The sequence below is a fragment of the Pseudomonas sp. microsymbiont 2 genome, from assembly GCF_054788395.1.
In genome coordinates this window covers 5,305,855-5,323,219 of record NZ_CM139112.1, presented here as the reverse complement: position 1 = coordinate 5,323,219, position 17,365 = coordinate 5,305,855, and the positions used below count along the sequence as shown (strand labels likewise).

Annotated in this window: 15 protein-coding genes; 10 read left to right on the top strand and 5 right to left on the bottom strand. The window is 64.7% G+C overall.

What is annotated here, in order from left to right:
• Positions 1-136: 136 nt before the first annotated feature.
• Together metK and ACYUME_RS23945 are read right to left on the bottom strand one after the other, a co-directional pair.
• Positions 137-1,327, bottom strand: a complete 1,191-nt coding sequence (gene metK / locus ACYUME_RS23950) for a methionine adenosyltransferase (RefSeq protein ID WP_279884384.1) — start codon at positions 1,325-1,327, stop codon at positions 137-139.
• 19 nt (positions 1,328-1,346) lie between these two features.
• Positions 1,347-2,339: an ArsR/SmtB family transcription factor gene (locus ACYUME_RS23945; protein WP_279884382.1), complete on the bottom strand. Its 993-nt coding sequence runs from the start codon at positions 2,337-2,339 to the stop codon at positions 1,347-1,349.
• Positions 2,340-2,664: 325 nt separating this feature from the next.
• Here ACYUME_RS23945 and tkt point away from each other — a divergent pair, with 325 nt between their 5' ends.
• The 9 genes from tkt to ACYUME_RS23900 all read left to right on the top strand — a co-directional run bounded on the left by tkt (position 2,665) and on the right by ACYUME_RS23900 (position 12,222).
• Positions 2,665-4,662, top strand: a complete 1,998-nt coding sequence (gene tkt, locus ACYUME_RS23940) for a transketolase (RefSeq protein WP_460417220.1) — start codon at positions 2,665-2,667, stop codon at positions 4,660-4,662.
• Positions 4,663-4,816: 154 nt separating this feature from the next.
• Positions 4,817-5,878, top strand: coding sequence for an erythrose-4-phosphate dehydrogenase (gene epd, locus ACYUME_RS23935; RefSeq protein WP_050707217.1), 1,062 nt, complete (start codon positions 4,817-4,819; stop codon positions 5,876-5,878).
• 12 nt (positions 5,879-5,890) lie between these two features.
• On the top strand, positions 5,891-7,054 hold the full coding sequence (locus ACYUME_RS23930; RefSeq protein ID WP_279884378.1) for a phosphoglycerate kinase: 1,164 nt from the start codon (positions 5,891-5,893) through the stop codon (positions 7,052-7,054).
• A gap of 32 nt (positions 7,055-7,086) precedes the next feature.
• Positions 7,087-7,305: a hypothetical protein gene (locus tag ACYUME_RS23925; RefSeq protein WP_279807962.1), complete on the top strand. Its 219-nt coding sequence runs from the start codon at positions 7,087-7,089 to the stop codon at positions 7,303-7,305.
• A gap of 175 nt (positions 7,306-7,480) precedes the next feature.
• Positions 7,481-7,810 carry an MliC family protein gene (locus tag ACYUME_RS23920; protein WP_279884376.1) on the top strand — a complete coding sequence of 110 codons (330 nt, stop codon included), beginning with the start codon at positions 7,481-7,483 and terminating at the stop codon, positions 7,808-7,810.
• 100 nt (positions 7,811-7,910) lie between these two features.
• Positions 7,911-8,975: a class II fructose-bisphosphate aldolase gene (fba, locus tag ACYUME_RS23915; RefSeq protein WP_011536013.1), complete on the top strand. Its 1,065-nt coding sequence runs from the start codon at positions 7,911-7,913 to the stop codon at positions 8,973-8,975.
• Positions 8,976-9,247: 272 nt separating this feature from the next.
• The gene (locus ACYUME_RS23910) at positions 9,248-11,365 is read left to right on the top strand and encodes a putative bifunctional diguanylate cyclase/phosphodiesterase (RefSeq protein WP_279884373.1); all 2,118 of its coding nucleotides are present in this window, start codon (positions 9,248-9,250) and stop codon (positions 11,363-11,365) included.
• A 39-nt stretch (positions 11,366-11,404) separates the two neighbouring features.
• Positions 11,405-11,905, top strand: a complete 501-nt coding sequence (locus ACYUME_RS23905; protein ID WP_279884372.1) for a M48 metallopeptidase family protein — start codon at positions 11,405-11,407, stop codon at positions 11,903-11,905.
• A gap of 14 nt (positions 11,906-11,919) precedes the next feature.
• Positions 11,920-12,222 carry a winged helix-turn-helix domain-containing protein gene (locus ACYUME_RS23900; RefSeq protein ID WP_028688318.1) on the top strand — a complete coding sequence of 101 codons (303 nt, stop codon included), beginning with the start codon at positions 11,920-11,922 and terminating at the stop codon, positions 12,220-12,222.
• Positions 12,223-12,277: 55 nt separating this feature from the next.
• On the opposite strand, the gene ACYUME_RS23895 is transcribed toward ACYUME_RS23900, so the two are convergent.
• A complete protein-coding gene (locus tag ACYUME_RS23895; RefSeq protein ID WP_279884368.1) occupies positions 12,278-12,730 on the bottom strand; it encodes a GNAT family N-acetyltransferase in 453 nt (150 codons plus the stop codon).
• Between the two features lie 212 nt (positions 12,731-12,942).
• Here ACYUME_RS23895 and ACYUME_RS23890 point away from each other — a divergent pair, with 212 nt between their 5' ends.
• Positions 12,943-13,680, top strand: coding sequence for a substrate-binding periplasmic protein (locus tag ACYUME_RS23890; RefSeq protein WP_279884366.1), 738 nt, complete (start codon positions 12,943-12,945; stop codon positions 13,678-13,680).
• 131 nt (positions 13,681-13,811) lie between these two features.
• Here ACYUME_RS23890 and yccS read toward each other — a convergent pair whose 3' ends face one another.
• Both yccS and ACYUME_RS23880 read right to left on the bottom strand, forming a co-directional pair.
• Positions 13,812-15,995, bottom strand: coding sequence for a YccS family putative transporter (gene yccS, locus ACYUME_RS23885; protein ID WP_460417218.1), 2,184 nt, complete (start codon positions 15,993-15,995; stop codon positions 13,812-13,814).
• Positions 15,996-16,169: 174 nt separating this feature from the next.
• Positions 16,170-17,351, bottom strand: a complete 1,182-nt coding sequence (locus tag ACYUME_RS23880) for a BaiN/RdsA family NAD(P)/FAD-dependent oxidoreductase (RefSeq protein WP_050707207.1) — start codon at positions 17,349-17,351, stop codon at positions 16,170-16,172.
• Positions 17,352-17,365: the final 14 nt, after the last annotated feature.

The window sequence follows — 17,365 nt, the reverse complement described above, 5'->3', positions numbered from 1 at the left end:
TCCTTGCTAGGCGAAAGGGAACGCTCAGCCTAGGCACTGCCGCCGCTGCGCGTGGCGGCGGATTGTCAGGCGATATGTCATGAAAAAGCCCCTGCCGATCGCTCGGCAGGGGCTTTCCTGTGACGCTGTAGGACGCTTACAGGCCAGCGGCGTCGCGCAGGGCGGCGGCGCGGTCGGTGCGCTCCCAGGTGAAGGTGGTGAAGGTATCGTCACCCACGGTCTTCTGCTGCGGGGTGCGGCCAAAGTGACCGTACGCAGCGGTTTCCTGGTACATCGGGTGGAGCAGGTCGAGCATGGTGGTGATGGCGTACGGACGCAGGTCGAAGCATTCGCGCACCAGCTGCACGATCTTCTCGTCGGAAACCTTGCCGGTGCCGAAGGTATTGATCGAGATGGAGGTCGGCTGGGCCACGCCGATGGCGTAGGACACCTGGATCTCGCAACGTTCGGCCAGGCCCGCGGCGACGATGTTCTTGGCCACGTAGCGGCCGGCGTAGGCGGCGGAGCGATCGACCTTGGACGGGTCCTTGCCGGAGAACGCGCCACCACCGTGACGGGCCATGCCGCCATAGGAGTCGACGATGATCTTGCGACCGGTCAGGCCGCAGTCGCCCACCGGGCCACCGATGATGAAGTTGCCGGTCGGGTTGATGTGGTACTGGGTGTCCTTGTGCAGCAGTTCGGCCGGCAGCGTGTGCTTGACGATCAGCTCCATCACCGCTTCCTGCAGGTCTTTCTGCGACACTTCAGGGTTGTGCTGGGTGGACAGGACGACGGCGTCGATGCCGACTACCTTGCCGTTCTCGTAGCGGCAGGTGACCTGGGACTTGGCGTCCGGGCGCAGCCACGGCAGCAGCTTGGACTTGCGCGCTTCGGCCTGGCGCTCGACCAGGCGGTGCGAGAAGCAGATCGGCGCCGGCATCAGCACGTCGGTCTCGTTGCTGGCGTAGCCGAACATCAGGCCCTGGTCGCCGGCGCCCTGGTCTTCCGGCTTGGAGCGGTCGACGCCCTGGGCGATGTCCACCGACTGCTTGCCGATGATGTTCATCACGGCGCAGGTGGCGCCGTCGAAGCCGACGTCGGAGCTGTTGTAGCCGATGTCGATGATGACCTTGCGCACCAGCTCTTCCAGGTCGACCCAGGCCGAGGTGGTGACTTCACCGGCGATGATGGCGACACCGGTCTTGACCAGCGTCTCGCAGGCCACGCGGGCGTACTTGTCCTGGGCGATGATGGCGTCCAGCACCGCGTCGGAGATCTGGTCGGCGATCTTGTCCGGATGCCCTTCGGACACGGACTCGGAGGTGAAAAGGGAGTATTCGCTCATCTCGATGGGTTCCTGAAATTTACCGATGTTGTATGTCGCCAGCGGCCCGCTGGAAATGCCGGACCTGGATCTGGAAACCGTTACGCAAGCCCACGTAGAGGCTGTCTCCGGGGACCAATCCCGCTACGTTGGCCCAACGGGCCAGGTCGTCCTGCTCGAAGCCGAGCCAGAGATCGCCGCAGGCTTCGCGCGCCCACCCCTGGTCATGGCTGCACAGCTCGGTGACCAGCAGGCTACCGCCTGCCTTCACCCGTTTGGCCAGCAGGCGCAAGGCCAGGGCCGGGTCGCTGAAATGGTGCAGGACCATGTTCAGCACGACGCAGTCGGCTTGTACATCCGTTGCACCCAGTGCATCGGCCAACTGCAGGTTGACGTTGTTCAGTTGATGGCGCTCGCAGACCTGGCGGGCCAGCTCGAGCATGGTCGGGCTGTTGTCCATCGCCGTGACCTGTTCGAAGCGCCTGGCCAGGTCGGGCAGGAAGCCGCCGTCGCCTGGGCCCACTTCCAGGGCGCTGGCGCCGTCGTCGAAGCTGAGCTTGTCGAGCAGCGCCAGCAGGCTCTCGCGGTACTGCGGCAGCCCGGCGATCAGGTCTTGCTGGGCGCGGAATTTTTCTTCCACGCGCAGGAAGAAATCCTGGCTGGTCGCCGCGCGGCGCTGCTGGACCTGGGCGATGCGCGCTTGCACGTCCTGCGCCAGCGCCAGGTCGTCGACTTCCTCGAGCAGCGCCGAGTGCAGGCGGCCACCGAGACGCTGGCTGTCGGGCAGGGCGCGGCGGTAGAAGATCGCATTGCCTTCGCGACGGGTCGCCACCAGGTCGGCCTGGGCCAGCACCTTCAAGTGGTGGCTCATGCCCGACTGGCCGATGTCGAAGATCTGCGCCAGCTCCAGCACGCCGAACGAGTCGCTGGCCAATGCGCGCAGCACGTTCAGACGCAGAGGATCGCCGCCGGCCTTGCACAGGGCGGACAGCTCGTCGCTGCGTTGCGGGGTGATGGGCGCATTGAGGTTCATGGGGCGGGAGTCTAGACAGGCATCGTTGCCCTAGCAAGATCAATATCAAAAAGTTTTGATATTGCCTGATCAGTGGCTTACGGGGAGCTCTCGTGGGAGCGGGCTTGCCCCGCGATGGCGTCAGATCAGACGCAGCAGAGGCCAGGGCCGGCGCAATCGCGGGGCAAGCCCGCTCCCACGACCCCGCTTTTTTACTCTTTTCCCAACCAATCACAGGAAAAAAACCCGACTGCGACCATCCGTCATTGCCCCCAGGGGCCCCAGTGGGCGAAAATGGCCGCCTTTTTTCGTTTCACTACTTATCAAAGCCTCAGGAGACTCAGCGATGCCCAGCCGTCGTGAACGCGCCAACGCCATTCGTGCCCTCAGCATGGATGCCGTGCAAAAGGCCAACAGCGGCCACCCAGGTGCCCCCATGGGCATGGCGGATATCGCCGAAGTACTTTGGCGTGACTATCTGAAGCACAACCCGAGCAACCCAAGCTTCGCCGACCGTGATCGCTTCGTGCTGTCCAACGGCCATGGCTCGATGCTCATCTATTCGCTGCTGCACCTGACCGGCTACGACGTCACCATCGACGATCTCAAGGGCTTCCGCCAGCTGCACAGCCGCACCCCGGGCCACCCGGAGTACGGCTACACCCCGGGCGTCGAGACCACCACCGGCCCGCTGGGCCAGGGCATCGCCAACGCCGTGGGCTTCGCCCTGGCGGAAAAAGTGCTGGCCGCCCAGTTCAACCGTGAAGGCCACGACATCGTCGACCACAACACCTACGTGTTCCTCGGCGACGGCTGCATGATGGAAGGCATCTCCCACGAAGTCGCCTCGCTGGCTGGCACCCTGGGCCTGAACAAGCTGATCGCCTTCTACGACGACAACGGCATCTCCATCGACGGCGAAGTCCACGGCTGGTTCACCGACAACACCCCGGCGCGCTTCGAAGCCTACAACTGGCAGGTGATCCGCAACGTCAACGGTCACGATGCCGACGAGATCAAGATGGCCATCGACACCGCGCGCAAGAGCGACCGTCCGACCCTGATCTGCTGCAAGACCATCATCGGCTTCGGCTCGCCGAACAAGCAGGGCAAGGAAGATTGCCACGGCGCACCGCTGGGCAACGACGAAATCGCCCTGGCCCGCAAAGAGCTGAACTGGAACCACGGCCCGTTCGAAATCCCGGCCGACATCTATGCCGAGTGGGATGCCAAGGCCAATGGCGCCAAGGTCGAAGCGCAGTGGAACCAGCGCTTCGAGGCCTATGCCGCTGCCTACCCGGAGCTGGCGGCCGAGTTCAAGCGTCGTACCGCCGGCGAGCTGCCAGCGGACTTCTCCGAGAAGGCCCAGGCCTACATCAACGAAGTCGCCGCCAAGGGCGAGACCATCGCCAGCCGCAAGGCCAGCCAGAACACCCTGAACGCCTTCGGCCCGCTGCTGCCTGAGTTCCTCGGCGGCTCCGCCGATCTGGCCGGCTCCAACCTGACCCTGTGGAAAGGCTGCAAGGGCGTCGAAGCCAATGACGCCAGCGGCAACTACGTGTTCTACGGCGTGCGCGAGTTCGGCATGACCGCCATCATGAACGGTGTCGCCCTGCACGGCGGCCTGGTGCCCTACGGCGCTACCTTCCTGATGTTCATGGAATACGCCCGCAACGCCGTGCGCATGTCGGCACTGATGAAGCAGCGCGTGATCCACGTCTACACCCACGACTCCATCGGCCTGGGCGAAGACGGCCCGACCCACCAGCCGATCGAGCAGCTGACCAGCCTGCGCAGCACGCCGAACCTGGACACCTGGCGTCCGGCCGACGCGGTGGAATCCGCCGTGTCCTGGAAGCACGCCCTGGAGCGCAAGGACGGCCCGTCGGCGCTGATCTTCTCGCGCCAGAACCTGCAGCATCAGCAGCGCAATGCCCAGCAGATCGCCGATATCGCCCGTGGCGGTTACGTGCTGAAAGACTGCGCCGGCGAGCCTGAGCTGATCCTGATCGCCACCGGTTCCGAAGTGGGCCTGGCCGTCCAGGCGTTCGACAAGCTGAGCGCTGAAGGTCGCAAGGTCCGCGTCGTGTCGATGCCGAGCACCAGCGTGTTCGATGCCCAGGACGCAGCCTACAAGCAGTCGGTGCTGCCGCTGGAAGTCGGCGCGCGTATCGCCATCGAAGCCGCTCATGCCGACTTCTGGTACAAGTACGTCGGCCTCGAAGGCCGCGTGATCGGCATGACCACCTACGGTGAGTCGGCCCCGGCCTCCGCGCTGTTCGAGGAGTTCGGCTTCACCCTGGACAACATCCTGGGCACCGCCGAAGAACTGCTGGAAGACTGATTCAGACTGTGCGAGGCGAGGGCGTTGCCCTCGTTTCGCGACACAAGGCCGCTCCTACAAGGTATGACGTACACCGTACCTTGTGGGAGCGGCCTTGCGTCGCGATGGGCCGCAACGCGGCCCCCAAAGCCATCATGCGTTAGCGAGCCATCGAATGCCCCACCCGCGTCCCTACAAAGTTGCACTCAACGGTTACGGCCGCATCGGCCGCTGTGTCCTGCGCGCACTGTTCGAGCGGGGGGCGAAGGCCGGTTTCGAGATCGTCGCGCTGAACGACCTGGCCGACCAGGCCAGCCTGGAATACCTGACCCGCTTCGACTCCACCCACGGGCGCTTTCCCGGCGAGGTGAAGGTCGACGGCGATTGTCTGCATATCAATGGCGACTGCGTGAAAGTGCTGCGCAGCGCCACCCCGGAAGGCATCGACTGGGCCGCCCTGGACATCGACCTGGTGCTGGAGTGCTCCGGCGCCTACCACACCCGTGCCGACGGCCAGCGTTTTCTCGACGCCGGCGCGCCACGGGTGCTGTTTTCCCAGCCCATGGCCAGCGAGGCGGACATCGACGCCACGGTGGTCTACGGCGTCAACCAGGATTGTCTGACCGGCAGCGAGCTGCTGGTGTCCAACGCCTCCTGCACCACCAACTGCGGCGTGCCGCTGCTGCGGGTGCTGGATCAGGCGTTCGGCATCGAGTACGTGCAGATCACCACCATCCACTCGGCGATGAACGACCAGCCGGTGATCGACGCCTACCACCACGAGGACCTGCGCCGCACCCGTTCGGCGTTCCAGTCGGTGATCCCGGTGTCCACGGGCCTGGCCCGTGGCATCGAGCGTCTGCTGCCGGAACTTGCCGGGCGAATCCAGGCCAAAGCGGTACGCGTGCCGACCGTCAACGTCTCGTGCCTGGACATCACCCTGCAGACTTCCCGCGATACCAGCACCGAGGAGGTCAACCGGGTGCTGCGCGAGGCCGCCCTGGACGGCCCGCTGAAAGGCTTGCTGGCCTACACCGAGCTGCCCCACGCCAGCTGTGATTTCAACCATGACCCGCATTCGGCCATCGTCGATGCCAGCCAGACCCGTGTCTCAGGCCCTCGCCTGGTGAACCTGCTGGCCTGGTTCGACAACGAATGGGGGTTCGCCAACCGTATGCTCGACGTTGCCGAACACTATCTGCACGTCGTTCACCCAACCCGCAGCAAACAGCCCTGAAGGACTGCATTCATGACCGTGTTGAAGATGACCGACCTCGACCTGCAAGGTAAGCGCGTACTGATCCGCGAAGACCTCAACGTCCCTGTGAAGGACGGTGTGGTAACTAGCGACGCGCGCATCCTGGCAGCGCTGCCGACCATCAAGCTGGCCCTGGAGAAGGGCGCGGCGGTGATGGTCTGCTCGCACCTGGGCCGCCCGACCGAAGGCGAGTTCTCCGCCGAGAACAGCCTCAAGCCGGTCGCCGACTACCTGAGCAAGGCCCTGGGCCGCGACGTGCCGCTGGTCGCTGACTACCTCGATGGCGTCGAGGTGAAGGCCGGTGACCTGGTGCTGTTCGAGAACGTGCGCTTCAACAAGGGCGAGAAGAAGAACGCCGACGAGCTGGCGCAGAAATACGCCGCCCTGTGCGATGTGTTCGTGATGGACGCCTTCGGCACGGCCCACCGCGCCGAGGGTTCGACGCATGGTGTCGCCAAGTTCGCCAAGGTCGCCGCCGCCGGCCCGCTGCTGGCCGCCGAGCTGGATGCCCTGGGCAAGGCCCTGAAGGCCCCGGCCAAGCCGATGGCGGCCATCGTCGCCGGTTCCAAGGTGTCGACCAAGCTGGACGTGCTGAACAGCCTGAGCGCGGTCTGCGACCAGCTGATCGTCGGTGGCGGCATCGCCAACACCTTCCTCGCCGCTGCTGGTCACCCGGTAGGCAAGTCGCTGTACGAGCCTGACCTGATCGACACCGCGAAGGCCATCGCCGCCAAGGTCAGCGTGCCGCTGCCGGTGGATGTGGTGGTCGCCAAGGAATTCGCCGAAAGCGCCGAAGCCACCGTCAAGGCGATTGCCGACGTCGCCGCCGACGACATGATCCTGGATATTGGCCCGAAAACCGCCGAGCAGTTCGCCGAGCTGCTGAAGACCTCGAAGACTATCCTTTGGAACGGTCCGGTCGGCGTGTTCGAGTTCGACCAGTTCGGCAACGGCACCCGGGTACTGGCCAAGGCCATCGCCGACAGCGCCGCGTTTTCCATTGCCGGTGGCGGTGACACCCTGGCGGCCATCGACAAGTATGGCGTCAGCAAGGATATCTCCTACATTTCCACCGGTGGCGGCGCGTTCCTCGAGTTCGTCGAGGGCAAGGTCCTGCCTGCCGTGGCAATCCTGGAAGAACGGGCCAAGGCCTGAGCGTGAAGGCGCCTGGCAAAGGGAGCGACCTGATGGTCAAGCAATTGCCTGTGATGATCGTGGCCGTGCTGCTGGGCGCCTGTTCCAGCAACAAGGGCAGCGAGGCCGATCCGGCGCAGCCGCCCAAGGGCGGCTGCTACCAGTCCCAGTGGCAGGCCGAGACGGTGCCGGTGATCAACAAGCGCCTGGGCCCGGACGGCCTGGAAAAGTACGACGACGAACACCAGCGCAAGGCGCCTGGCTGCCCTTGATCGGGCGGCTGGCAACCACGCCTGGGTTTTGTGGTCTTGGAAGAGGGGCTGCTGCGTAGCCCTTCGCGGGTAAATCGCAGCGGCGAACCGCCGCTCCCACAGGGAATGCACTGACCTTGTGGGAGCGGGTTTACCCGCGAAGGGCCGCGCAGCGGACCCATGACGAGGTTTTAGGATGAAAGCGCTTCTGGCCGCACTGGCCCTGGCGACCCTGGCAGGTTGCTCGCTGCTGCAGTCGGCCCAACCCGCCCCGGCGGACAACTGGACCCGCTGGGTCTGCGACAGCCAGGCCGAAGTGCTGTGGCGTTTCGCCGATGCGCAGCAGGATGCGGTCGATGTACGCCTTGGCGGCGGCGACCAGGTCCATCGGCTGAAGGCCGAGCCGGGTGCCTCGGGCGCGCTGTACAGCGATGGCATGCTGGCCTTGCACACCAAGGGCGACGAAGGCCTGGTGTACTGGGTGGCGACCAACGATCTGATTGGGCGGGGCTGCAAGGCACCGTGACTGGCCGGGCCGCCAAGGTGGCCCACACTACTTGAACAGCAACCGCCCCTGCGGCAGGCTTGCACGAAACAAACGACGCTTGTCGGGAGAGAGATACACCATGGCACTCATTAGCATGCGCCAGATGCTGGACCACGCCGCCGAGTTCGGTTACGGCGTCCCAGCTTTCAACGTCAACAACCTCGAGCAGATGCGCGCCATCATGGAAGCCGCCGACAAGACCGACTCTCCGGTCATCGTCCAGGCCTCCGCCGGTGCCCGCAAGTACGCTGGTGCCCCCTTCCTGCGCCACCTGATCCTGGCGGCCATCGAAGAGTTCCCGCACATCCCGGTGTGCATGCACCAGGACCACGGCACCAGCCCGGACGTGTGCCAGCGCTCGATCCAGCTCGGCTTCAGCTCGGTAATGATGGACGGCTCGCTGGGTGAAGACGGCAAGACCCCGACCGAGTACGAATACAACGTCCGCGTCACCCAGCAGACCGTTGCCATGGCGCACGCCTGCGGCGTTTCGGTGGAAGGTGAGCTGGGTTGCCTGGGTTCGCTGGAAACCGGCATGGCCGGTGAAGAAGACGGCATCGGCGCCGAAGGCGTGCTGGATCACAGCCAGATGCTGACCGACCCTGAAGAAGCGGCCGACTTCGTCAAGAAAACCCAAGTGGACGCCCTGGCCATCGCTATCGGCACCAGTCACGGCGCCTACAAGTTCACCAAGCCACCGACCGGTGACGTGTTGGCGATCGACCGCATCAAGGAAATCCACAAGCGCATCCCCAATACTCACCTGGTGATGCACGGTTCGTCCTCGGTGCCGCAAGAGTGGCTGGCGATCATCAACCAGTACGGTGGCGACATCAAAGAGACCTACGGCGTGCCGGTCGAAGAGATCGTCGAAGGCATCAAGTACGGTGTGCGCAAGGTCAACATCGACACCGACCTGCGCCTGGCCTCCACCGGCGCCATGCGTCGCCTGATGGCGCAGAACCCGAGCGAGTTCGACCCACGCAAGTTCTTCGGTGAAACCGTCAAGGCCATGCGTGACGTGTGCATCGCCCGCTACGAAGCCTTCGGCACCGCTGGCAACGCCTCGAAGATCAAGCCGATCTCCCTCGAAGGCATGTTCCAGCGCTACGCCAAGGGCGAGCTGGCGGCCAAGATCAACTGATCCGACGCCGTCTTACGAAGAAACCCGCAGCGATGCGGGTTTTTTTGTGCCTGCGATCTGCTGGGCGTCTTTACGGGGGCGCGTGCGTGATCGAGGTAACCGGGCAAGACAGTTGCCCACAAGCTGCCATTTCTCTCGGTTCTACCGTTAGTCGGCTAACGTCCTCACGGATGGCTTATAGCCATCCGCAGCCATTGCGTCTTTGCCTGTCGGGACTAGAGTAACAATCGGATCCAATCGCAGGTCGCAGTCGGACTTACAAGAGAAGCAGCATGGATGGCGCTTATTCACAAACCCCGGAAAGCAGCTCGGTGCTGCTGGTGGTCGATGATTATCCGGAGAACCTCATCAGCATGCGGGCCTTGCTGGCTCGCCAGGATTGGCAGGTACTGACGGCCAGTTCAGGGACGGAAGCCCTGAGCGCGTTGCTCGAACACGAGGTCGACCTGGTCTTGCTGGATGTGCAGATGCCCGAGATGGACGGCTTCGAAGTCGCCCGCCTGATGCGCGGCAGCCAGCGCACGCGGCTGACGCCGATCATCTTCCTCACCGCCAACGAGCAGTCCGACGCCGCCGTGCTCAAGGGCTATGCCAGCGGCGCGGTGGATTACCTGTTCAAACCCTTCGACCCGCAGATTCTCAAGCCCAAGGTCCAGGCATTGCTGGAGCAGCAGCGCAACCGACGCATGCTGCAGCGCCTGACCCGTGAGCTGGAGTCGGCGCGGGCGTTCAATGCCTCGATCCTGGAGAACGCCGCCGAGGGCATCCTGGTGGTGGACGAGTCGGGCACCATCGGCTTCGCCAACCCGGCCATCTCGCGCCTGCTCGATGCTCCGGTGGACCGACTGCGGGGCGCTCACGTGCTGGATCTGATCCAGCTGCCCTGCGCCAACCTATGGCATGAGTCGGATTTCTATCAGGCTTACCTGGGACGGCAGATCTTCCGCGTCCACGATGCCCAGTTGCGCACCCTCGGCGGCGAGCTGGTGCCGGTGGCGCTGTCCTGCGCGCCTTTGCCGGCCGAGCAGAAATCCATGGTGGTGACGGTGCTGGACATGTCGGTGGTGCATAGCCTGCACCAGCAGCTGGAGTATCAGGCGGTGACCGATCCATTGACCGGCCTGCTCAATCGCCGTGGTTTCTACCAGGCCGCCGAAAGCGTGCTGTTGCGCAGCGAGCATTCGGACAAGGCCCAGGCCCTGATGTACATGGACCTGGACGGTTTCAAACGGATCAACGACCTGCTCGGCCACGAGGCGGGCGACAAGGTACTGCGCTGGGTGGCCGACCAGCTCAGGGAGTGCCTGGGCAGCGAGGCGCTGCTGGCGCGCATGGGCGGTGACGAGTTCACCGCCCTGTTCGATGGATTGCCCTACCCCGAGCAGGCGGGACGTCATGCCGAGACGCTGCTGGGGCGGATGTCGAGCTTTCAGCAAGTGGATGGCCTGGAGGTCAACCTGGGGGTGAGCATCGGCATCGCCACGTATCCCGATTGCGGCGCCACCGTGGAAGGCCTGCTGCGTGCCGCGGACGTGGCGATGTATGCGGCCAAGCAAGCCGGCCGGCAGCAGTACCGGTTCTACGATCAGGAGCTCAATGGCCGGGCCCGCTCGCGGTTGATGCTGGAGGACAGCGTGCGCGCGGCGATCGAGCAGAACGACTTCACCTTGGTCTACCAGCCTCAGGTAGCGTTCGCCGATGGCCGATTGCGTGGCTTCGAGGCGTTGTTGCGTTGGCAGCACCCGAGTGTCGGCGATGTGCCGCCGGGGTTGTTCATCCCCTTGCTGGAGGAGGCGCACCTGATCAATCGCCTGGCCAGCTGGATCTACCGCAAGGGCGCCGCGCAGCGCAGGACCTGGGCTGAACGCTTCGCTCCCCAGGTGGTGCTGGGTATCAGCCTGAGCCGTGCCCAGTTCACCATGCCCGGGCTGGTCGACGAGCTGGCGCGGGTGATCGATGAACATCAGCTGCAGCCGACCCAGCTGGAAGTGGAGGTGGCCGAGACCTCGCTGATGTACAACATCGACGCGGCGGTGAAGCAACTGCACCGGCTGCGGGGGTTGGGCATCCGCGTGGCGCTGGACGACTTCGGCGCCGGCGACTGCTCGCTGCGCATGTTGCGCGACCTGCCCATCGACACGCTCAAGCTCGACCGCCATCTGGTGGCTCGCCTGCCGGATTGCGCGGCGGACATTGCCCTGACACGCAGTGTGCTCGATCTGTGCGCGGCCTACGATATCACCGTGATCGCCGAAGGCGTGGAGACCCAGGCCCAGGCCGAATGGCTCAAGCGCAGCGGTTGCGCCTATGTGCAGGGCTTCCTGGTCGCCCGGCCGATGACTGCCGTCGACGCCGGCCGCTTCCCGGTGGTTTTCCCTTGGGCGAGCTGATTGGCTAAACTCGCGTTTCCTTGTGCCGATCTGCCTGCCATGACCGCCTTACGCTACTTGCAAGCCTACCCACCGCACCTGCAGGAGCAGGTGCGTCAGATGATCGCCAACCAGCGTCTGGGCGACTATCTGCGCCAGCGCTATCCCGAGCGCCATGCGGTGCAGAGCGACAAGGCGCTCTACACCTATGCTCAGGACCTCAAGCAGCAGTTCCTGCGCAGTGCGCCGCCACTGGACAAGGTGCTGTTCGACAACCGCCTGGACCTTACCCACCGGGCCCTTGGCCTGAACACGGCGGTGTCGCGAGTGCAGGGCGGCAATCTCAAGGCGAAGAAGGAAATCCGCGTCGCCTCGCTGTTCAAGGATGCCGCGCCGCAGTTCCTGCGCATGATCGTGGTGCACGAGCTGGCGCACCTGAGAGAGCGCGATCACAGCAAAGCTTTCTACCAGCTCTGCCAGCACATGGAGCCGGACTACCATCAACTGGAATTCGACCTGCGCGTCTACCTGACCTATCGGGAGCTGCCGGGCAACACCTGAGGGACAAGCACCCCATGACCACGGAAGTGAGCAAGACCCGCAGCAGCTTCTACCGCCGCCTGTACGTGGCCTGGCTGATCGACAGCCAGACCGCCACCAGCGTGCCGGCGCTGATGGAGGCCACCGGCATGCCCCGACGCACGGCGCAGGACACCATCGCTGCGCTGGCCGACCTGGATATCGTCTGCGAGTTCGAGCAGCAGGCCGGGGCGCGCAACCACGCCGGGCATTACCGCATTCGCGACTGGGGGGCGATCGACAAGCAGTGGATCATCCAGCACCTGCGCCAGTTGCGCGAAGTGTTGGGCTACCCCTAGTTCCCTGTAGGAGCGGGCTTGCCCCGCGATGGGGCGCACAGCGCCCCCGGCAATTTCAGCTTTTACGCATGCCGATGTGCGCAATATCGTCCTCGAGGTATTGCTCGCCGACCGCTGCGAAACCATGCCGAGCGTAGAACCCCTGCAAATGCGCCTGGGCCGACAGGTAGATCGCGACGCCAGGCCAGCAATGCCCTGCGGCCTCCAGCCCTTTCAGCAGCAGCGGGTGGCCCAGTTTCATGTCGCGAGCCTCGGGGGACGTCACCACCCGGCCAATGACGACTTCACCGTCCTGCGATTGCGGATCGAGCAAGCGCAGGTAGGCCACCAGTCGATCACCGTCCCAGCCCATCAGGTGCAAGGTATCGCCGCACAGGTCCTGCCCGTCGACTTCCTGATACGGGCAGCGCTGCTCGACCACGAACACCTCGGTGCGCAGTTGCAAGATGGCGTAGAGTTGTTGCTTGTCGAGGTCGCTGTGGTGCTTGCAGATCCATTCGATGGACATGAGTTTCGGCTCCTGGAATTGGCGGTCGATCATCGCAAATCCCGCCATCGAGAACGAGGCCGACCTTGCAACGAAACGTTAGGCCAAAATAGAGGCACATTGACATTATTGTCCGCTGTCGCCGGCAGGCAGCTTGTGTAATCTGCGGAGTCTGTTGCTAGTAGAGATCGCCAGTCATCAGCGTGGGACCCCAACTGCGAAAGGATTTGAGCATGCGGCCACTGCTTTGCGTTCTTGGATTGCTGGGACTGCTGTGCGCGGGACCGGCCCTGGCCCACGGCAAGTTGCGGCTGGTGGCCGACAGCTGGCCGCCGTTCACCGATACCGGCATGCCGGGCGGCGGCCTGGCCACCAGTATCGTCACCACCGCGCTGACCCGCGCCGGCTACACCGTCGAATTCGAAGAGGTGCCTTGGGCCAGGGCCCTGATGGGGGTGGGCGAGGGGCGCTACGATGTATTGATCAACGCCTGGTACAACGATGAGCGCAAACGGATCGGGCTGTTCTCCTCGGCTTACCTGGTCAATCGCATTCGCCTGCTCAAGCGCCAAGGCGAGCCATTCTCCTACCAGCGCCAGTCCGACCTTTACCCCTACACCATCGCCGTGGTGCGCGATTACGCCTACTCGCCGGCGTTCGACAGCGACGAGCGGCTGAACAAGGTGCTGGTGCGCAATTTCTCCTCGGCGGTACGCATGCTGGCGGCCGGGCGGGTGAACCTGGCGGTGGAGGACGAGTACGTGGCGCGCTACAACCTGCAGCGTGAGCCACAGGAGGTGCGTGAGGGGGTGGCCTTCGTCGATCCGCCACTGAGCGAGAACAGCCTGCACATACTGGTCAGTCTCAAGCACCCGGAACACCGCAAGATCGTGGCCCGTTTCGAGAAGGCCATCGCCACGATGAAGGCCGATGGCAGCTACGACCGTCTGTTGCGTCAGCATGGGTTTTGACGCTGGCGCCTTCGCGGGTAAACCCGCTCCCAGGGTGACGCGTCAGTTTGAAAATTTGAGCAAGACAGTTGCTCCCACAGGGATCGGTGCCAGGCCCGTGGGAACGGGTTTATCCGCGAAGGCGTTGAAGCTCACGCCGGCTCGGCTTCCTTGATCAGATGCCCGGCCAAGGTGCGCAACGGCCCCAGCTGACGGCAGATCAGCGCCAGTTGCGTCTGCACCAGCCGCTGGTGCTCGTCCAGTTCTTCGGGCATTTGTTCCAGGGCATTGGCCAGTGCTTCCTCGGCATCGCTGTGGATCGCCACCGGCAAGCGGGCGGCCAGGCCGTTGGCGATTTCGTCCAGGCTCGTGGCCAGGGTCTTGCCGGCGCCGTCGATCAACTGCTCGTGGACCTCGCTCGGCAATGCCGTGTCGCGGTGCGCGCCCAACCCGGACAGGTAGCTGAGCAAGGTGTGCGACAGCACCAGGAAGCGGAAGCCGACATCGGCCTCCTTGCGGAAGTGTCCGGGCTCCATCAGCATGTTGGCCAAGGTGGCGGACAGTGCCGCGTCGGCGTTGTGCGCATTGCGCCGGGCCAGGCGGTAGGCCAGGTCGTCGCGCTTGCCATGGGCGTACTGCTGCATGATCTGGCGCAGGTACTCGCTGGCGCAGGCCAGGGTGTTGGCCAGTACCCTGTTCAGCCGCCGTCCCTGCCAGTCGGGCAGGAACAGGAACACCGCGAGGATGGCGATCAGACTGCCGACCAGGGTGTCGAACAGGCGCGGCAGGAACAGGCCGTAGCCATCGCCGATCTGGTTGAAGCAGAACAGCACCATCAGGGTGATCGCCGCCGTGGCCAGGGTGTAGCGAGTGGTGCGGTTGACGAAGAACACCACGCCGGCGATCACCGCGAAGGTCGACTGGATCAATGGATTGGGGAACAGGTCGAACAGCGCCCAGCCCACGGTCAGGCCGATGGCGGTGCCGATGATCCGCTGCACCAGCTTGCGCCGGGTGGCACCGTAGCTGGGTTGGCAGACGAACAAGGTGGTGAGGATGATCCAGTAGCCTTGCTTCGGGTGGATCAGGTGCACCATGCCATAGCCCACCACCAGCGCCAGCGGCAGGCGCAGGGCGTGGCGGAACAGCAGCGAGGTGGGCGTGAGCTGGGTGCGCAGGCGTTTCCACACATCCTTGATGTTGTGCGGCGAGCGATCGAGCAGGCTGCTGTCGCTGGTGTCCGCCAGGCTGTCGGGGTTGCTGGCGGCGCTCAGCAGCCGGTCCAGCGTGGCCAGGTTGGCCGCCAGCGCGCGCAACGAGCGCAGCAGGCCGCGCCAGGCGGGGTTGTTCTGGCCGCGCAGGTGCTCCAGCGAGGCGTTGAGGTCTTCCAGGGCCTCGGGGTAGCCGCTGGCCAGCACGAACGGCTGGCGCAGGCGAATCGAGCGCGCCAGCTCCTGGCAGGAGGATCCCTGTTTGCGCAGCAGGCGCTGGCAGCGGAACATCACGTCGCTGTGAAAGAAGGCGTCGGTCAGTGCGTTGTAGGGGTAGTGCGAGGCGCTGACCCGCTCGTGGATGTCCTGGGCCAGGAAGTACAGTTTCAGGTAGCGGCTGACCTTGGAGTTGGGCTGGCTGTTGCCGACCCGGTGCAGGATGATTTCCTTGGCGGCGTTGAGCGCGGCCACCACCTTGCCATTCTGCTTGGCCAGTTCCAGGCGTGTGGCCTCGACATCGAGGGTGCGCACCGGCTCGAACAGGCTGGCCTTGAGCTTGAGGTAGCTGCCCAGCTCGAAGAACAGCCTGGCCAGGCTCTGCTGCACCGGTTGGTTGGAGAACAGCGCCTGCCACAGCACCGACAGCAGGCCGTACCAGGCGGCGCCCGCCACCAGCAGCAAGGGTTCGTGCCAGAAGTCGCTGACCTCGCCGCCGCGCTGGTCCACGCCGATCATGGTGTAGACCGAGAGGATCAGCGTGGCCGAGGCGATCGCGCCATAGCGTTCGCCCAGCGCGCCGAGCATGGTCAGCGAGAACGCCGCCAGGGCCAGGGCGATGACGAAGATCCAGGGGTAGGGGAACAGCAGCTCCACCGACAGCGCGGCGATGGCGAAACACACCAGGGTGACGGCCAGGGCGCTCAAGCGACCCTGCCAGCCATCGTCGGTCTCGGCCAGGGCGCTGGCGATGATGCCGAGGAACAACGGGATGAGCAGGCTCATCTCGTTCTGGTACCAGCACCAGGCCATGCTGCCGGTGAGGGCGATGGTCACGCGGATGGCATAGCTGAACTTGTCTTGGCCCCACAGGCGACGCAATGAATGGCGGAACGAGCTCGATGACATGATGGCCTGCTGGGCAGTATTCGAAAAAGAATCTCTGGGGCCTCATCGCGGGGCAAGCCCGCTCCCACGAGCCGAATTGGCCTTCGTGGGAGCGGGCTTGCCCCGCGATGGTTTTTCACCCTTCGCAGCGATGGACCAGCAAGAAGCGTTCCGTGCTGCTGAATGGATTCTACTCTACACGAACTGTGCCGCCGCGTTGGCCGAAGCCCAGGCCCACTGGAAGTTGAAACCGCCCAGGTGCCCGCTCACGTCCAGCACCTCGCCGATGAAGTACAGCCCGGGGCTCTTCAGCGATTCCATGGTCTTGGACGACACCTCGCGGGTATCGACGCCACCCAGGGTCACCTCAGCGGTGCGATAGCCCTCGGTACCGGCCGGGATCACCTGCCAGGCCGCCAGTTTTTCGGCGATCTGGGTCAATTCCGCCGGGGTGTACTGCTTCAGCGGTTTCGAAACGAACCACTGCTCGGCCAGCAGGTTGGCCAGCTTGCGGGTGAACACCTCGCCCAGCACGGTCTTCAGTTCGCTGTTGGGGCGTTCGACTTGCTGGCCCTGCAGCCACTCCAGCGCGTCGCGATCAGGCAGCAGGTTGATCTCCACCGTGTCGCCGGCTTCCCAGAACGACGAGATCTGCAGGATCGCCGGGCCGCTCAGGCCGCGGTGGGTGAACAGCAGGTTCTCGCGGAAACTTGTGCCATTGCAGCTGGCGACGCAGTCCAGCGAGGTGCCCGACAACTCGGTGCACAGTGCCTTGAGCTGGGGCTCGGTGATGGTGAACGGCACCAGCCCGGCGCGGGTCGGCAGCAGCTCATGGCCGAACTGGCGGGCGACCTGGTAGCCAAAGCCGGTGGCGCCCAGGGTCGGGATCGAAAGGCCGCCGGTGGCGATCACCAGCGACTGGCAGGCGAACGGGCCGGCGCTGGTCTGCAGGGTGTAGCCGCCTTCGGTCTTGTCGATGCGCTCGATGCTGGTGTTCATGCGCAGCTCGGCGCCGGCCTCGTCGCATTCGGCCAGGAGCATGTCGAGGATGTCGCTGGACTTGTTGTCGCAGAACAGCTGGCCGAGCTTCTTCTCGTGGTACGGCACGCCGTGCTTGCACACCAGCTCGATGAAGTCCCACTGGGTGTAGCGGGCCAGCGCCGACTTGCAGAAGTGCGGGTTGTGCGAGAGGAAGTTGGCCGGCTCGGTGTACATGTTGGTGAAGTTGCAGCGCCCGCCGCCGGACATGAGGATCTTCTTGCCCGGTTTGTTGGCGTGGTCGAGCAGCAGTACCCGGCGCCCACGGCGGGCGCTGAGCTGGGCGCACATCAGGCCGGCGGCGCCGGCGCCGAGGATGATCACGTCGGTGGAGTGCACGTGGGTGAACCTTT